The organism is Kribbella pratensis (genome assembly GCF_004365355.1).
GTDB lineage: Bacteria > Actinomycetota > Actinomycetes > Propionibacteriales > Kribbellaceae > Kribbella.
This window is the reverse complement of sequence record NZ_SODP01000003.1, coordinates 729707-746377: the sequence shown is the minus strand read 5'-3', so window position 1 is coordinate 746377 and position 16671 is coordinate 729707. Positions and strand designations below refer to the sequence as shown.

General features: G+C 68.3%; 17 protein-coding genes. 8 read left to right on the top strand and 9 right to left on the bottom strand.

Translation table 11 applies throughout. The features are described 5' to 3' along the window. Nucleotides 1–66: 66 nt before the first annotated feature. The gene (locus EV653_RS31440; protein ID WP_134108196.1) at nt 67–327 is read left to right on the top strand and encodes a hypothetical protein; all 261 of its coding nucleotides are present in this window, start codon (nt 67–69) and stop codon (nt 325–327) included. Nucleotides 328–486: 159 nt separating this feature from the next. Here EV653_RS31440 and EV653_RS31435 read toward each other — a convergent pair whose 3' ends face one another. Next, entirely contained in the window at nt 487–1413 is a 927-nt protein-coding gene (locus EV653_RS31435) for a lysylphosphatidylglycerol synthase transmembrane domain-containing protein (protein WP_202871916.1), read from the bottom strand. A 91-nt stretch (nt 1414–1504) separates the two neighbouring features. Beyond that, nucleotides 1505–2539 (bottom strand): glycosyltransferase family 4 protein, encoded by a 1035-nt coding sequence (locus EV653_RS31430; RefSeq protein WP_134108192.1) that lies wholly within the window; start codon nt 2537–2539, stop codon nt 1505–1507. A 143-nt stretch (nt 2540–2682) separates the two neighbouring features. Between EV653_RS31430 and EV653_RS31425 the strand changes: the two genes are divergently transcribed. Then, nucleotides 2683–4980: a CDP-alcohol phosphatidyltransferase family protein gene (locus EV653_RS31425; RefSeq protein WP_202871915.1), complete on the top strand. Its 2298-nt coding sequence runs from the start codon at nt 2683–2685 to the stop codon at nt 4978–4980. An 11-nt stretch (nt 4981–4991) separates the two neighbouring features. Here EV653_RS31425 and EV653_RS31420 read toward each other — a convergent pair whose 3' ends face one another. The 6 genes from EV653_RS31420 to EV653_RS31395 all read right to left on the bottom strand — a co-directional run bounded on the left by EV653_RS31420 (nt 4992) and on the right by EV653_RS31395 (nt 9320). Beyond that, nucleotides 4992–5483 carry a hypothetical protein gene (locus tag EV653_RS31420; RefSeq protein WP_202871914.1) on the bottom strand — a complete coding sequence of 164 codons (492 nt, stop codon included), beginning with the start codon at nt 5481–5483 and terminating at the stop codon, nt 4992–4994. A gap of 14 nt (nt 5484–5497) precedes the next feature. Next, nucleotides 5498–5974, bottom strand: a complete 477-nt coding sequence (bfr, locus tag EV653_RS31415; RefSeq protein WP_134108190.1) for a bacterioferritin — start codon at nt 5972–5974, stop codon at nt 5498–5500. Next, nucleotides 5961–6170 (bottom strand): (2Fe-2S)-binding protein, encoded by a 210-nt coding sequence (locus EV653_RS31410; RefSeq protein ID WP_134108188.1) that lies wholly within the window; start codon nt 6168–6170, stop codon nt 5961–5963. The genes bfr and EV653_RS31410 overlap by 14 nt, the downstream gene beginning before the upstream one ends. A gap of 102 nt (nt 6171–6272) precedes the next feature. Continuing rightward, entirely contained in the window at nt 6273–6530 is a 258-nt protein-coding gene (locus EV653_RS31405) for a hypothetical protein (protein ID WP_202871913.1), read from the bottom strand. Between the two features lie 140 nt (nt 6531–6670). Further along, nucleotides 6671–8623 carry a heparinase II/III domain-containing protein gene (locus EV653_RS31400; RefSeq protein ID WP_238160556.1) on the bottom strand — a complete coding sequence of 651 codons (1953 nt, stop codon included), beginning with the start codon at nt 8621–8623 and terminating at the stop codon, nt 6671–6673. A gap of 187 nt (nt 8624–8810) precedes the next feature. Further along, complete coding sequence (locus EV653_RS31395) at nt 8811–9320, bottom strand: DinB family protein (RefSeq protein ID WP_134108186.1); 510 nt, start codon at nt 9318–9320, stop codon at nt 8811–8813. A 166-nt stretch (nt 9321–9486) separates the two neighbouring features. On the opposite strand from EV653_RS31395, the gene EV653_RS31390 reads away from it, so the two are divergent. The 5 genes from EV653_RS31390 to EV653_RS31370 all read left to right on the top strand — a co-directional run bounded on the left by EV653_RS31390 (nt 9487) and on the right by EV653_RS31370 (nt 14729). Next, entirely contained in the window at nt 9487–10311 is an 825-nt protein-coding gene (locus EV653_RS31390) for an alpha/beta fold hydrolase (RefSeq protein WP_134108185.1), read from the top strand. Nucleotides 10312–10392: 81 nt separating this feature from the next. Further along, nucleotides 10393–11208 carry an alpha/beta fold hydrolase gene (locus tag EV653_RS31385; protein WP_134108183.1) on the top strand — a complete coding sequence of 272 codons (816 nt, stop codon included), beginning with the start codon at nt 10393–10395 and terminating at the stop codon, nt 11206–11208. Between the two features lie 163 nt (nt 11209–11371). Next, entirely contained in the window at nt 11372–13114 is a 1743-nt protein-coding gene (locus EV653_RS31380) for a hypothetical protein (RefSeq protein WP_134108181.1), read from the top strand. Between the two features lie 84 nt (nt 13115–13198). Continuing rightward, nucleotides 13199–13696 carry a GNAT family N-acetyltransferase gene (locus tag EV653_RS31375; RefSeq protein WP_202871912.1) on the top strand — a complete coding sequence of 166 codons (498 nt, stop codon included), beginning with the start codon at nt 13199–13201 and terminating at the stop codon, nt 13694–13696. Nucleotides 13697–13706: 10 nt separating this feature from the next. Continuing rightward, nucleotides 13707–14729: an NADPH:quinone reductase gene (locus tag EV653_RS31370; RefSeq protein WP_134108179.1), complete on the top strand. Its 1023-nt coding sequence runs from the start codon at nt 13707–13709 to the stop codon at nt 14727–14729. Here the strand turns inward: EV653_RS31370 and EV653_RS31365 are convergent. Then, the gene (locus EV653_RS31365) at nt 14713–15543 is read right to left on the bottom strand and encodes an AAC(3) family N-acetyltransferase (RefSeq protein ID WP_134108177.1); all 831 of its coding nucleotides are present in this window, start codon (nt 15541–15543) and stop codon (nt 14713–14715) included. The genes EV653_RS31370 and EV653_RS31365 overlap by 17 nt on opposite strands. 174 nt (nt 15544–15717) lie before the next feature. On the opposite strand from EV653_RS31365, the gene EV653_RS31360 reads away from it, so the two are divergent. Then, entirely contained in the window at nt 15718–16611 is an 894-nt protein-coding gene (locus EV653_RS31360) for an SDR family oxidoreductase (RefSeq protein WP_166679633.1), read from the top strand. The last annotated feature ends 60 nt before the right edge of the window (nt 16612–16671 follow it).

Sequence of the window (16671 nt, the reverse complement as noted above, 5' to 3'; positions counted from 1 at the left end):
GAGTGGCTGGCGCATAGCCCGAGAGTTGTACTGTCGCGAAGGCGCCCTGAGGCGCAGTCTGATCTCATGGCCAGCTTCGAGAGTGTCTGGGAACGCATGAAGGCCTGCGAGGGCCAGGAGTTCCACACCAAAACACATCTTCCGTTCACGTACCGGATCGACGGCACAACCGTCGTCCCAGACCGAACTGGCTATCCGATCCATATCAGCCAGTTTCGGAAGGCCTTCGACCTGATGCCGCTAGAGGGTCCAGGTGAGATCAATCGATTGGTTCGCGGGCCTGCCTACGTCTACGCGATCCTGAGCGACTGGCGCACACGCCCTTAGGCACAGCTCATGTGTGCCGCTTGCCGCATGAGCACCCAACTCAGGCATCGGCTCGCGTTAGGCGTGGTTCTTCGCCTTCACGACATAGTTACCTCCAGCAGTACTTGCCCTCCTCGACCGCGATGCCTCTGGACTCTCTGAGTTCAGGGGCATTGCTGGTCAGGTGTTTAAGGCACTGCCGATCCGTGCCGGTGCCTCGGTCGGGCCGGGCGCGCTGTCCCGGGTGCGGCGGCGCGCGAGTAACAGAACGACGGCTCCGGGCAGCGTGGCGACCAGCGCGAGCATGCCGTAGACCACCGCGACGGTGACGCCCAGGGCCGCGCCGAGTCCGAGCGAACTGAACGCCCATGCGGCCGCGCCCTCGCGCGGGCCCCAGCCTGCGATGTTCGTCGGCACCGCCGAGGCCGTCAGCACGACCAGCGCCAGAGGTAGCAGCCGAGCCGGCGACACGTCTGCCCCGGTCGCTCGTACTGCGATCAGGAACACCGACGCATGGCCGAGCACGGCGACGACAGAGGCGAGCACGATGCCCGGCCAGGCCCGCGGCGCGAGGACCGCGTTGCGGAGATCGCTCATGAAGGCGCGTCCGATCCGCGAGGAGAGCCGACGTCGGTTCAGGCACAGGAGTACGACGATCAGCGCCGCACCGGCGACGACGACCGTCACGGCGACCGAGGGAACAGAGGAGCCCGCGGGCAGCAGAAACAGCACACCCACCGTCAGCACAAGCTGCACCGCAAATCCCGACGCCCGCTCCCACGCGACGGCCCGCAGGCTCCTCCCCAGATCGCCGACCTCACGCCCGTGACGGACGGCGCGGTGTACGTCGCCCACCACCCCGCCGGGCAGCGTGGCGTTGAGGAACTGGGACCGGTAGTACGCAGCCACCGCGGTCCGCAGCGGCATCTCGACGCCGAGTCCGCGGGCGACGAGCCTCCATCGCCATGCACAGCACAACGTGGTCAGCGACGTGATCGCGAACGCTGCGGCGATCGGCCAGCCGGTCGTCAGCCGGAGCCCATCCACCAACGGGCCCGTGCCGACCCGCCACACGAGAACGGCAAGGATCGCGGCGCCGCCCGCCAAGCGCGCCCAGGTCCAGATGCTTCGGCTGATGGCGGTTCCGATCTCGTAGTTGGGACTCGTACCACTAACACGGCTGTCACCTGCCGCTGGTTCATCCGGCGACTTCGGTCAGCACGGCCGACAACTCGCGTGAAGTCTGCGCCCAGTCGGACAGCGTCAGGCGCCGCGACCTGGCCGCCGCGCGCAATCGAGCGCGCTCCAGCGGGTCGCCCAGCCACCGACGCAACGCCTGCGCGAGAGCGTGTGGGTCGTCCGGCGCGACCAGCACGCCAGGCCGGCTGCCGTCGGACGCGTGGCCGAGAGCCTCCGGTACGCCGCCGACCTCTGTGGCCACGACCGGCAGCCCGCGGGCGAGCGCCTCGGTGACGACCATGCCGTAGGTCTCGAACTGAGAGGCCAGCACCAAGGCGTCCGCCTCTGCGTAGGCACGCTCCAGTTCGGCGCCCGCGAGCGGGCCAGCGAAGCACACCCGGTCGGCCAGGCGCCGGTCCTTGGCGCGCCGGCGCAGTGCGTCGACGAACTCCAGATCAAGCTCCAGCGAACCGACGAAGACGCACTGCCAAGCCAGATCGTCGACCGTGGCCAGCGCCTCGAGCAGGACGTCGGGGCCCTTGGCCGGGGTGATCGCTCCGACACACAGCAGCCGCCCGCCTGACGCCGAACCCGCTGCCACCTCGGCCATGTCAGCCCCGGGCCGTACGACGTACACCTGATCCCTGGGCAGGTCGTAATGGTCGAGCAGCCACCGCTGGGTCCATTCACTCGTGGCCACGATCGCCGATGCCGCCGACAGAGCGGCGACCTCCCGCGCATCGTCCCGCGGCATGTGCAGGAGTACGACGAGCCGCAGGCGGTCGGCCTCCGGCTCCATCACCTCTGGGAGCACCGAGGCCAGCAGGCCATCGACCAGCACCACCCCGCCGTCCGGGACCCGGGCCAGCGCCGCGGCTGCGGCCAAGCGTGCCGGCGCGTCAGGGCGGGGCCACTGGCCGGCCACGGCGTGCTCGTGGACCGACCAGCCGAGTGCCATGAGGCCGCGACAAACTCGGCGGTCGTAGACGTTGCCGCCGCTCGGCCGCAGCGGATCGTCGATCCCATCCGGGACCAGGACGTGCACCTGTCTCACAACGACCTCTCGTAGCCCGCGTGGGGTTCGCCGATCCAGAACGCGCGTACTTCGGCCGGCACCGCAGCCTCCTTCGCCCGCCCCGATGAACCGGTGCGACGCTGTTCTCGTATGAGTCTCGTACCCGTAGATACGGAGGCATTGTGCGCCTGGTTCAGGGTCGAGTGCGCAGCCGCATCCTGACCGGCCCGCTCGTCGGCTTCGCCGGTCTGCTCGTCCTCCTCGGCGTGCTCGCAGCCGTCATCGGCCTGGACGTCGCCGGGTGGGTGACCGGTGTCGTCTCCGGAGCTGGCCTTGCCGCGCTGCTCGCCCGCGCGATGGCCCATCACCGTCGTGACGGGCTCGGGCCTGCGGACAGAGTGACACTGGCCCGCGCGGTCCTCGCCTGCGGGGTCGCGGCACTCACGGCGGACTCGTTCGGCGGCCAGGCGCCGGTGGCGATCCTCGTGACGCTCTCGACGATCGCGCTGGTCCTCGACGGCGTGGACGGCCAGATCGCTCGGCGTACCGGTACCGCTTCGGCGTTCGGCGCGCGCTTCGACATGGAGGTCGACGCGTTCCTGATCCTGGTCCTGAGCGTGTACGTCGCCGGTACGGCGGGTTGGTGGGTGCTTGCGATCGGTGCGGCCCGCTATCTGTTCGTTGCCGCCAGCTGGGCGTTGCCGTGGCTGCGCGGCTCGCTCCCGCCTCGCTACTGGGCCAAGGTCGTCGCCGCGATCCAGGGCATCACCCTCACCGTCGCGGCGAGCGGCATCCTGCCCGATGCCGTGACCAGGGTGGTGCTGCTCATCGCTCTGGGACTGCTGGCCGAGTCGTTCGGCCGTCAGATCTGGGGGCTGTGGCGCCAGGCCGGAAGCCCGCGCGGCACTCGTGCCACCGTGGCGTCGGCGGTCGCGGTGCTCCTGCTGTGGGCCGCGCTCGTCGTGCCGGACCACACCGGCAGCCTGTCGCCGGCCTCCTTCCTCCGGATCCCGCTCGAGGGCCTGGTGTTCGTCCTTCTCGTCTGCGTACTGCCGTCGAGACCCGCACGCTTCCTCGCGCTGATCGGCGGGCTCCTCGTCGGGGTGCTGCTGGTTCTGCGGCTGCTCGACAGAGGCTTCTACTTCGCCTTCGACCGCGCTTTCCACCCCGTGTACGACGCGGCGTACGTCGGCTCCGCGCTGGGCCTGCTCAGCGACTCGATCGGCCGAGTCGGCGCGATCGCAGTCTTCATCGGGGTCGGACTCCTCTGCGTGGGCCTGCTTGCCCTGCTGCCGCTGTCGGCACTGCGGGTGACCCGGCTTGTGGCGAGACATCGGCGGTCGACGATCCGGATCGTCGCCGTACTGGCCGTGCTCTCGATCGTGCCCGTGCTGACCGGCGTCGGACCGGAGCCCGTGCGACCTGCCTCGGCCTCCGCGGCCCGGCTCACAACACAGGTCCGTGCCGACCTCCGCGACCAGCGGGAGTTCGTACGGGCCCTCAAGCAGGATCCTTTCCGCAACACCCCGGGCAGCGACCTGCTGACCGGCCTTCGGGGGAAGGACGTGCTGCTGGTCTTCGTGGAGAGCTACGGACGCACGGCGCTCGACTCTCCTGCCGTCGGGTCGGCGCTCGTGGCCGGGGACCGGCGGCTGCAGCAAGCCGGCTTCTCCTCGCGCAGCGGCTTCCTCACCTCGCCGACCTTCGGCGGCATCAGCTGGCTGGCGCACTCCACTCTGCAGTCCGGGCTGTGGGTGAACAACCAGCAGCGGTACGACCACCTCGTCACCCTGGACCGGGTCACCCTCGCCGACGCGTTCGGTCGGGCCGGCTGGCGGACGGTGGCCGACGTACCGTCCAATAACGAGGACTGGTCGGTGGCGAAGAGCTACTACCACTACGACACGGTTTACGACCGCCGGAACGTCGGGTACGCCGGGCCGTCGTTCAGCTATGCCTCGATGCCTGACCAGTACACCCTGGCCGCATTCCAGCGGCTGGAGCTGGACAAACCGAACCGCGCTCCAGTCATGGCCGAGCTCGACCTGGTTTCCAGCCACACTCCCTGGGCGCCACTCCCCCGGATGGTCGACTGGAGCCAGCTGGGTGACGGCTCGGTCTTCGACCCGATGCCGGCCGAGGGCGACTCTCCTGAGGACGTATGGCGCCAGCCGGACCGTGTGAAGGCGGCGTACGCACAGTCCATCGCCTACTCGCTCGACGCCCTGACCTCGTTCGTACAGCAGCTCCACGACCGCAACCTGGTGCTCGTCGTCCTCGGCGACCATCAGCCGGCCAGCATCGTGTCAGGCAATGGGGCGAGCCACGACGTACCGGTGAGCATCATCGCCGCCGACCCAGCCGTAACGGATCGGGCCGCGGACTGGGGCTGGCAGACCGGGCTGCGCCCCGCCGCCGGCGCACCGGTCTGGCCAATGGACACCTTCCGCGACCGCTTCCTCACCACCTACAGCCGTTAGTACCGCTGCGGTTACTCGGACCGCTGCCCGCGGAAGACGTGCTCAGCGAATCCGTCCGGGCTGTCGTCGGGAGCTGGTGACTGCTCGCGAACCAGCTCGTTCAGCTTCGCCCGGAGCTCCGCGGCCGGCTCGCCCAGCACGATCCCACTGAGCACCAACTCCAGCAGGACCAGGTTGAAGGCATCGGAATCACGGCGCCGACCGGGCAGCAACCGCGTCAGGAGGTCGGACCTGTCACGCGCGACCTTCCCCGAGGAGATGCGCCATCCACCGCCCTCGACCGGCGCGAATGTCACCTCGAAATATCCGAGGCCCGTCCAGCTCCGATGGCAGAAGACGGTCTGGCCCTCCGCGAAGACGTTCCACTTCTCTTCCATCGCGCCGGCCCGATGCCCGAGCTGTAGACGCCGCCACTCGTCGTCCGACCAGATCCTGCTCGGCACCTCCCGCAGCCGCCGCGACCAGCGCATCCGCCTGAGTCCGCCGCGTTCTACCTTCTCCATCCGGTGGAGGCCGGTTACTTGGAGGTGAGTTGCTGGGCGAGATATTGCTGGGGGCCGATGCGGTTGATGGCGTCGAGTTGGCTTTCGAACCAGTCGACGTGGTTCTCCTCGTCGCGGACCATTTCCTCGAAGACTGCTGCGGAGCCGTGGTCGCCGAGGTCGTGGCACTCCTTCGCGGCGGCGTTGAACTGCGCGACCGCGGCGAGCTCGCCTTCCAGACCGAGGCGGAGCATTTCCTGGGCGTCCTCGCCGACGGCGATCGCTCCGAGCTTCTGGAGGTTCGGGTGGCCGTCGAACAGCAGGATGCGGCTGATCAGCGCGTCGGCGTCCTTCATCTCGTCGATGGACAGGTCGTAGAACGCCTTGCCCAGCCGGCCGAAGCCCCAGTTGTCGAGCATCCTGGCTTCCAGGAAGTACCCGTTGATCACCGTCAGTTCGAGCGTCAGCGCCTCGTTGAGCAGCACCACGACGCGTGGATCAACCGGTTGCACTTGCCACCTCCGTGAGCGAGTGTGCCGCGACAGGCCTCCCATGCTGGCACAACAACCGCTTCACGGAGAACACACACCCACCGCAATTCCGCCCCGCCCCCGTCGCCCCACACACCTGCGCAAGCGTCCGAGCGCCGTCGTCGATGCTCCGACGAACGTCCCGGTCGCTGACGACCTCACAGTGGCAGACGATCACACAGGAAAGGCTACCCTAACCGCGCCCGCTTGAGCATGGTCGCGTCCGTCACATATCAGCTAGCGGACACCGGTCCAGATCACTCGGTTCCGCAGAGCTCCGTTAATCGCCCCAGCCGAAGCGTTCGATGGTGGTGTTGATTTCGGTGTCGGTTGCTTGCCAGGACCAGCCGCGGAGCTCGATCAGTTTGACCAGGCCGAGCAGCGCCACCGGGCTCTCGGCGATGAAGGTGCCGCGGTCCGACACGGCGATCATCGTCCCGCCTTCTTGCTCCGAGAGCTCGAAGCCGGCCGCCTCCAGCGCAAGCACCGCCGGCACGACGACATTGCCGGCATCTGCGATCCCGTGTTGCTCCGACACATGTCCTCCTGCAGTCGAGACAGACCGTCAGCCTAGAGCCAGGAGGGCTCCCCTCCAGCCGGTGCAGACGTACGAACGGCTGCTGCGTCCCGCACGGCGCGGCAGCCGCTCATACGTAGGTTTGCCGGAACGACAGAGGGCTAACGGACGCGGTAAAGAGAGCCGCCGCCCGAGATGGCGATGCTGGTGGTTTTGCCGGCTACGTTGAGGTTGACGATGAAGGTCGTGCCGGATTGGCGGACGGTGTAGGTGACCGAGCCGGTGGAGCGGACCGGGACGACGAAGGACAGGATCGATGCCGTTGTGCCGGAGCGGGCGAGCATCAGCGTCGGCGCGGACTTGCGGACGAAGCTGCTCGGGTAGACCCAGCCTTGGATCGGATTCGTCCGGGCCTGCTTGACCAGCATCGCCCCCGCCGGCAACGCCTGCTTGAACGGCACCTGGAACAGGATCGTCTTCGTCGTGTCGCCGGATGCAGCCGCGATTGCGGTGGTCCGCGAGTACACACGGGCCCGCTGATCGGACGGCAGATGCCACAGCGTCTGGAACGCCTGTGCCGTCTTCGCCGATGCACGGTCCCACGTCACCAGCAGGTCCGGGTCCTTCAGCACCAGCACCGAACGCACGCGACTGATCCCACTCCCAGGGGCATCGCTGAACACATAAGACTCGGCGTTCGTCTTCACCGATGACGCGGTCAGCCGGGTCGTCGGGTTCAGGTACGTCGACAGCGGCGTCGTCAGATCACTGTGCGCGCTAGGACTCACCACCCACGTGCGATACGCACCGGCGTTGTAGGCCGCATACCCGCCGTCGACGATGATGTCTCGCCCGCGCGCCGTGTATGTGATGCTCGTGTGGTCGAAGTGCCCGTGGAACGCCCGCGGCGGACCGAACCTGATGCTGTACGCCGACTCGCCCGTGAAACCTCTCGCCGCGTCGGTACCCCAGCCGGTCCGCCCGAACACATACCCGGCCGAGTAGATCCCGACCCGCCACGGCGGCACCGCACCCTTCGTGCCGAACGATCCGGCGTACTCCAGCGGCGTACCGACCCAGGGGTACGTCGACTGCACCTCGGTGTCGCCGAGCTGATGGAGCTTGCCGAGCGAATTGGTTGCCAAGGTCAAGAACTTCGCCAGTAACGCCCGCCGGGTGGAGATCGTCGTACCGGGATTCACTCCGCAGTTCTGCATCACGGCGATCGCGCGGCCCCAGAGCGAATAGTTGAACGACGCGTACCCGGTCGACTGTTCGTTGGTCGCACCCTGGGAATCGATCGAGGTCGTGATGCCGGCCGCGAACCGTTGCTGGGCGAGGTTCTTGTAGTCGGTGCGGTGAAGCGTGCAGCCGACGCCGAACAGCGCGATGCTCTCATCGGTGCCGTGGTTCCAGGCGCCGCTCCAGTAGTTCGTCAGGAACCTCGCGTGACTCAGCAACGCCGTGTCCAGCCAGGCGTAGCGGGTCGGCAGCGTGGTGACCTTCAGCCCCGACAGGATCGCCTGACGCAGGCAGATCAGCACATTCGTCCGGTGCATGGTCGACTCCCACGCGCCGACATTCGCCTTCCACGAGTACGGGTTGTCGCGGTACCAGTCGTAGGCGATCGTGTTGACCCGCGTCAGCGCGGTCAGGTTGCCCTGGCCGGCCGCGATGATTCCTTGCCCGAGCCAACGCAGCGAATGGAACCACATGTACCAACTGGCGTTCTTGTACGGGTTCGACGCCCAGTTGAGGTTGCCGCCGCCATTGCCGACCTTGTACGCCGCATACGGCCCCCACTGGAACTTGTCGACGTACAGGTTCGCCAGCGGATTGGTCTTCTCGATCCCGCTGAACCCCGAGCACGCATAGAACGGCGCCGCCAACGACTGGACCTGCTTCTTCCCGATATCGGTCGCCGGCGCGGCAGTCGGCGGTACGACATTTGTTGCCCCCGGCACGAACTGCGCCTCGAGCGGATCCTCCGGTCCCGGCACGATCTGGATGCCCGGCGAGGCGCCCGGCGTACGTGTCTCCCCTGTTGCCGTTCCCGCGCCCAGCACGACAACGGCCATCCCCGCGGCCAGTCCGGCCGCGCCCCTGAATCGCATGAAGTTGTACCTCTCCCCCGCCGTCACCGGGTGCCGGTGCCGGCCTGCACTGCGGACTGGCGCACCTGACCCGCAGATACGCCGTACCGTCGGCATGCGCGCGAGGCTCCGCGGGGGCGGTCACTTGCCGAGGTTTGGTAGCTCCCCTCTACCTGCCTCGATGCACCCGCAGCACAAAATGTTTCGGTCAGCCCATGGTCTTCTGGCCGTCGATCGACTCGCGGATGATGTCGGCGTGGCCGGCGTGCTGGGCGGTTTCGGCGGTGATGTGGAGGAAGACGCGGCGGACGGACCAGAAGACGCCGGGGGGCTGCCACGGCGCGGCGGGGAGTTCGTAGGACGTGTCGAGGTCGAGGGTGCGGACCAGCTCATCGGTGGCGGCGGCGACCTTCTCGTACTCCGCGAGTACGCCGGCCAGCGTCTCGCCCTCGACGAGCCGGAACTGGTTCTCCCACGCCGCGATCACCTCGGGTGTGTACTCCGTCGGCGTCGCCTCGCTGCCCTGCGCGAAGTCGGCCCAGTGCTGCTCGACCGAGGCGACGTGCTTGATCAGCCCACCGACCGTCAGCGCGCTGACCGTACTGCGGGTGTTCGCCTGCTCGTCCGTGAGGCCCTGCGCGGTGTGCCGCAGGAAGTCCCGGTGCTTGCCCAGGAAGTCGAGGAGGTCTTGCCGCTCACCGCTCTGGTTCGTCGTCATACTCCGACCTTAAGGACAAAAGCGGCCAGATACTGACCTCTATCCGAAGAAGATGTCAGCATCCGGATTCGGTGGCACGGACCGGTCGTCGCGGGTATCGTGACCCGAGGCTGGCTGGGGGACATCCTTTGTACACAAGGGTTTTCGAGCTGAGGGGGTCCGAACCATGGGAACGATCACTACCAGCGACGGCACGGAGATCTTCTTCAAGGACTGGGGCGAGGGACAACCGATCGTCTTCAGCCACGGTTGGCCGTTGTCGGCCGACGACTGGGACAACCAGCTACTGTTCTTCCTCTCCAAGGGGTACCGCGTCGTCGCGCACGACCGCCGCGGACACGGCCGCTCGACGCAGACCAGCGACGGGCACGACATGGACCACTACGCCGACGACATGAAGGCGGTCGTCGACCACCTCGACCTGCGCGACTGCATCCACGTCGGTCACTCGACCGGCGGCGGCGAGGTCGTGCGCTACCTGGCCCGGCACGGTGAGGACCGGGCTGCCAAGGCCGCGCTGGTGTGTGCCGTCCCACCGCTGATGGTGAAGACCGACGCCAACCCGGAGGGCCTGCCCAAGGAGGTCTTCGACGGCTTCCAGGCCACGCTCGCCGCGAACCGTTCGAAGTTCTACCGCGACCTCCCGGAAGGGCCGTTCTACGGCTACAACCGGCCCGGCGCGGAACCGTCCGAGGCGAACATCGCGAACTGGTGGCGCCAAGGAATGATGGGCGGCGCGAAGGCCCACTACGACGGCATCGTGGCCTTCTCCCAGACCGACTTCACCCAGGACCTGCAGCAGATCACCATCCCGGTGATCGTGGTGCACAGCGAGGACGACCAGATCGTCCCGTACGCCGACGCCGGTCCCAAGTCCGCCGCGTTGCTCAAGAACGGGGTCCTCAAGACGTACAAGGACCTCCCGCACGGCCTGCCCACGACGCATGCAGACGTGCTCAACGCCGACCTGCTCGAGTTCTTCCAGTCCTAGTCCGGCAGTTCCCGGCACCACAGGCTTCGTCACGCTCCCGCGCGCCCTCCCGGCGACAGTCGCTTGACGAAAGGCTTATCCATGCATCACCACCGCACGCGAGTACTCGCGGTCCTGGTCGCAGTACTCGCCCTCGTGCTTGCCGCCGTCACGCCGGCGGCGGCATCACACCCGAGCGGTCCCAAACCCACCATCGTCCTGGTCCACGGCGCGTGGGCCGACGGCTCCAGCTGGCAGAAGGTCACCAACAGACTCCTCGACGACGGCTACACGGTCCGCGTCCCACCGAACCCACTCCGCAACCTCACGACGGACGCGGCGACGATCCGCGACTTCCTGTCGACGCTGTCCGGCCCGATCGTGCTTGTCGGTCATTCGTACGGCGGTGCCGTGATCACCAATGCGGCGACCGGTAACTCGAACGTCAAGGCACTGGTGTACGTCGACGCGTTCGCCCCGGCGCAGAACGAAACCGTCCTCCCGCTGGCCGGCGCCGGCTCCGCGCTCGCCGTACCCGATCCCACGACGGTGTTCGACTTCGTCCCGTACCCCGGTGCGCCGGCCGGTGACGTGGACCTGTACCTGAAGCACGACACCTTCGTGAACTCGTTCGCCTCCGGGTTGTCGCGCAAGGCCGCGGAGAGGCTCTACCCGTCGCAGCGTCCGCTGACCTTCAGCGCCGGCAACGTCCCCTCCGGGCCGCCGGCCTGGGCAACGATCCGGTCCTGGTACGTCCTCGGCACCAAGGACCTGATCATCACCCCGGCGTCGCAGAACATGATGGCGACCCGGGCCCACTCGATCATCACCCGCATCCCGACCGGCCACCTCGGACTCATCTCCGACCCCGGCCCGGTCACGAAGGTCATCGAAACCGCAGCACGCTCCACCCGCTGACGCACCAACCATCGACGCCGCGACGGCTCGTGTTCGCAGGAGCGCGAGCCGTCACGGCCGGTTTCGAAGTGTTGTGCCTCCCTGGCTGTAGGTGCAAGGTCGAGACGTCCAGGCGGGCCGGGAAACGGTCCCGGGCCGATGGTCGGGTCCCGGGGAGGGGATCATGGGCAGACCACGTCTCATCATCGCTTCCGTCGCTGCCTTCGCAGCCGCAGTCTTCGGCGCCGCGGTCGCTGCCTACGCGGCACCGGACACCGAGGTCACGGTCGGCAGCCCACCGACGCCGTTCTCGCAGAACAAGCAGAACGAACCCGCCGTCGCGATCGACGCGCATGATCCGTCGGTGGTCGTCGCCGGGGTGAACGACGAGATCGACATGGAGTCGTGCGCGGCCGGTGACCCGAGTACGTGTCCGTTCACCGACGGCGTCGGGGTCTCCGGCGTGTACTTCTCCTTCGACAGTGGCGCGAGCTGGACGCAGCCGGAGTACACCGGCTGGACCGCACGGCACTGCCTGGGCCCGGCCGTCTGCACTCCACGCGTGGGGCCGATCGGCACCTTGCCGCACTACTACGAGGCCGGGCTGGTATCCGACGGAGATCCCGCGGTCGCCTTCGGGCCACGGCCGGCGGCTGACGGCACGTTCTCGTGGTCCAACGGCTCGCGGCTGTACTACGCCAACCTCACGTCGAACTTCTCCGCCAACAGGAAACTGGAGACGTTCCGTGGCGTCGAGGCGATCGCGGTGTCGACCACGGACGACGTCCACGCGGCGGCAGCCAACGACGCTTCGGCCTGGACGGCACCGGTCATCATCTCGAGGCAGTCCTCGACGACCTTCTCCGACAAGGAGCAGATCTACGCCGACAACGCGTCGAGCAGCCGGTTCTTCGGTCACGTGTACACCTGCTGGGCCAGCTTCCGCAGCAACAGCCAAGGGCAGGCATTCCCGGTACCACTCACCGTGGCGCGATCGGCCGACGGCGGTCGTACCTGGGTCACGAAGCAGGTCGGACCGGCCACCAGCAACGGCATCAACCAGCAGCCCGACGGCTGCGTCGTACGGACCGACAGCGTGGGCAACGTGTACGTCTTCGGCGTCGGCGCGCGCAGGGGCGCGAACCTGCAGTTGATGTACAAGTCGACCGACGGCGGTGCGCACTGGGTCGGTCCGACCGCGATAGCGCCAGTGGTCGAGCCCGGCGTGTTCGACCCGGTCGAGGGGCGTCCTGTGATGGACGGCATCGCCGGCGCGCGCGTCGACCTGGCCGGCGGACCGAACGTCGACATCGCCAATGGCCGGCCGACAGGAGCCGGCGCGACCAACGAGATCTTCATGACCTGGTCCGACGGCCGGCTCGGACTGAACAACGAGCAGCTGATGCTGACCTGGTCCCGCAACGGTGGTGGTTCGTGGGCGACTCCGACACCGCTCGCTCTCACTACCGGCGACCGGCCGGTCTACACCGCGCCTGCGGTGTCCCCGGACGGAAGCGACCTGTACATCGTGCACAACTCCTTCACGACGCCGTACCGCAACAACACGACGAGTCCACGCGGTCTGATCGGCGAGGTCCGGCACGCGAACGTGACTGCCGGCGTCCCGTCCGGCTGGTCCACGCTGGAGCGCGCGATGGCCGGTGATCCGCGCGGGAGCAGTGCGAACGCGCTGACGTCGGAGTTCCTCGGCGATTACGTGTACGCCGCCGCGACGAACGACCGTGCCGTCGCCGTCTGGAACGATGCCCGCGACGCCGCCGTCTGCCAGTCGATCAACGACTATCGCGCCTCGCTCTACACCACGACCCCGTTGCCGGCGCCGAACGTGCTCGGCACCTGCGGGTCCAGGTCCACCTTCGGCAACACCGACATCTTCGGAGGCAGCTACCCGGATCCAACTCCGTGACCGCCCGTCGGGGCGTCATCCCTGTGATGGCGCCCCGCGCCTAAACCGATTGCGTCGTGATCAGCTCTGCACCAGCCTGGGCGCGTGACGGGATTGGAGATTCGACCGCTGCGACCGGACGATCCGGCGGTGATCGCGGCGGCTATGGCTGCCTTGGGGTGGGACAAGCCGGAGAGTCAGTACCAGCGCTACCTCGCGGAGCAGGCCGCCGGAACGCGGGATGTCCTGGTAGCGACCGTGGACGGCGCGTACGTCGGCTACGTGACCGTTTGCTGGACTTCGCCGTACTTCGGGACCATCCCGGAGATCTCGGACTTCAACGTGCTGCCGTCGTACCGGCGGCGTGGGATCGGGTCGGCGCTGATGGACGCCGCCGAGGCCACGGCGGCGGAGCGGTCCCCGGTGGTGGGGATCGGCGTCGGTCTGTACCCGGACTACGGGCAGGCACAGCGGATGTACGTACGGCGCGGGTACCTGCCGGACGGACGCGGCCTGATCTACGACGGCAGGCAGGTGCCGCCGATGGAGACGATCCGCAACGACGACAGCGCCTGCCTGATGTTTACCAAACAACTGAGGTAGCGTCTGTGGGGTGCGTGCGATCGAGTACTCGCGAACCGGTGAACCTGACGTCCTGACGCTTGTGGATCGACCGCTGACCGATCCGGGGCCGGGAGAAGTGCGGGTGCGGATCCACCGGTCGGGCGTCAACCCGACCGACTGGAAGTCGCGCCGAGGCAGCGAGCCCGGTACGCAGGTCGACCCGCCCCAGGTGCCGAACCAGGACGGCTCGGGCGAGGTCGACGCCGTCGGCCAGGGCGTCGACGCGGGCCTCGTCGGTCGCCGCGTCTGGATCTGGGAGGCCGCGTACCAGCGCCCGTCCGGAGGCACGGCCCAGGAGTACGCCGTCGTGCCGGTGCGCCACGTGGTGGAGCTGCCGGACGAGGCGTCGTACGACCTCGGCGCCAGTCTCGGCGTGCCGTTCCTGACCGCGCATCGCTGTCTGACAGTGACGGAGGACGGGCCGGATCACCTCGGCCCGGGCAGGCTGGCGGGGCGGACCGTGCTGGTTGCCGGTGGCGCAGGCGCGGTCGGTAACGCCGCGATCCAGCTGGCGCGCTGGTCCGACGCGACCGTGATCACGACCGTGAGCAGCCCCGAGAAGGCCAACCTCGCCGCCCTCGCGGGGGCCGACCACGTCATCAACTACAAGCAGCAGGACGTGATCGAGGAAGTCCGCGAGATCGTGCCGCACGGCGTGAACACGATCGTCGAGGTGTCGCCCGCGGCGAACGCGGCGATCGATGCCGCGATCATCGCGATGCACGGTTCGGTCGCGATCTACGCGACCGACGGCGGCAACACGTTCGAGCTGCCGGTGCGCCCGTCGATGGTGCCGAATGCCCGCTGGCAGTTCGTCCTGCTCTACAACGCGCCCGAGTCGTGGCGTCCGCGTGCGCTGGGCGATGTCGAGGCCGCGGTCCGGGCCGGCGCCGTCCGAGTGGGACCCGAGGCCGGGCTCCCGTTGCACCACTATCCGCTGGAGCAGGCCGCCGAGGCACACGCCGCCGTCGAGCAGAGCATCGTCGGCAAGGTCCTCATCGACGTACGCTGATCAGCTGCTGCAGGGCGGCTGCGCAGCGGCACTCAGGATTGTCGGTGCAGAGCAGCGCGGCCGGGTCGGCCTGGATCAGTTGCCGCGTTGCCGCGAGTACGGCGTCCTTCGGGATCCGGCGTACGCGCGCCTGCCCGATGCGGATCTCCTTCGTCGCGGGACGCAGTACCGGCTCGATGTCGTCGAAGTGATGGCTCTCGCCGGGGATGTTCGGGAGCTCGATCCACAGGCCGTCGGCGTTCTTCGCGTAGCGGTAGAACAGCGAGCGGCCGAGCTGCTGCTCGGCGAGATGGATCGTGGTGTTGGACGTGTGGGTGACGCCGAGCAGGAGTACGTCGCCGTCGAGCGCCTCGATCGGCCCGAGCGGCCAGTCGGGGCGCTGCGCCTCGAGGAGCCGCTCGGCCGCGGGGCCTGCGGCCTGGTAGGCGAACAGCGGATGCGAGGTGCGCAGCGGTGAGCAGGTCCGCCGGAACACCTCCGGCACCCGCCCGAGCCAGCGATCGACCGGCAGATCGGACCGGAAACTGGTTGCCTCCGACAACTTCTGGTCGAACTCGGACCAGTCGGCCGCATTCCAGTAAGCGTTGTCCGGCCGGACAAGCCCCGGCGGTGCGGGGATCCCGGTGAGATCCCACGTCCCACCAGGCATCAACACAGTCCCGCAAACCTCCGTCAACGCGGCACAAACCGCCTCCGCTCCACCGTCGACGTACCCGAACGAACTCAGCGACGAATGCACGATCACCTCGGACGTCCGGTCCAGCCCGAGCTGCTGCAGCCCGTCGACGAGATCTGCTGCGGTCACCGTGTGCATGCGGGAAATATCCCATCCCGGCCACCAGATTCGCCTGGTATTTACCACCAGCCGGTGACGGCGCGAGCTGCGGCAGGCACTCCGCGACCAGCCCGACAGAGGCGGGATTGCGCTCCCTGGTCGGCGGGAAGCGGCGGTGGGACGATCAGTCTGAGGGGAGAGAAGGTGGGTCACATGTTGCTGGTCGTTGGTGGGACAGGCGACCTGGGGGGCCGCGTCGTACGGCGGTTGATCGCGCAGGGGGCGGAGGTCCGGTGCCTGGTGCGGCCGCAGACTGACGCGGAGGAGCTCGCGCGGATCGGGGTGAAGGTGATCAGGGGAGATCTCACTGATCCCGCGAGCCTGGCTGCGGCCTGTGCAGGTGTCGAGACTGTCGTCGCGACGGCGACGGTGATCGGGCGGCGGCTGGCCGGCGTACCCGGGCCGTCGATCCGGGCGGCCGACGAGGCGGGCATGGCGGACCTGGTCAGCGCGGCTGAGGTGGCCCACGTGCAGCGGTTCGTCTACGTCTCGTTCGCCGGTCTGGACGGGGCCTTCGGTACGCCGATGGAGAACGCCAAGCTGGCGATCGAGAAGCGGCTGTCGGAGTCGCCGCTGCGGAGCGTGCGGGTGCGGCCCGACGCGTTCCAGGACATCCATCTCGGGCCGCTGGGACGATTCGACGTGCGCGCCGGGAAGGTCGCGGTGATCGGGAAGGGCGATACCAGGCGCCGGTGGGTGAGCACCGACGATGTCGCGGCGCTCGTCGCGGCGGTGGCGCTCGAACCCGACCCGCCCGCCGTGGTCACGTTCGGCGGTCCGGAGGCGATCAGCAAGAACGAGGCGATCGCGATCGCGGAGAGCCTGACCGATCACAAGATCACGACGCAGCGCATGCCGCGCCCGGTCGCCCGGCTCGCGATCCGCCTGCTCAGCCGGCGCAACGATGCGCTGGCCTCCGCGTTCGGCGCCGGCCTGCACCAGGACCTGAACGCGGCCGACTGGGACGACGAGCCCTTACGCCAAAGGGGAATCACGCCTCGCTCCACCACCGAGTTCCTCCGCGAACAAGTGAGCCGGCTCCCCTGACCGACCCGCGACATCGCGGCGGAGCTGGGAGAAGTAGGAGTCCACCAATGAGAGGGTAGG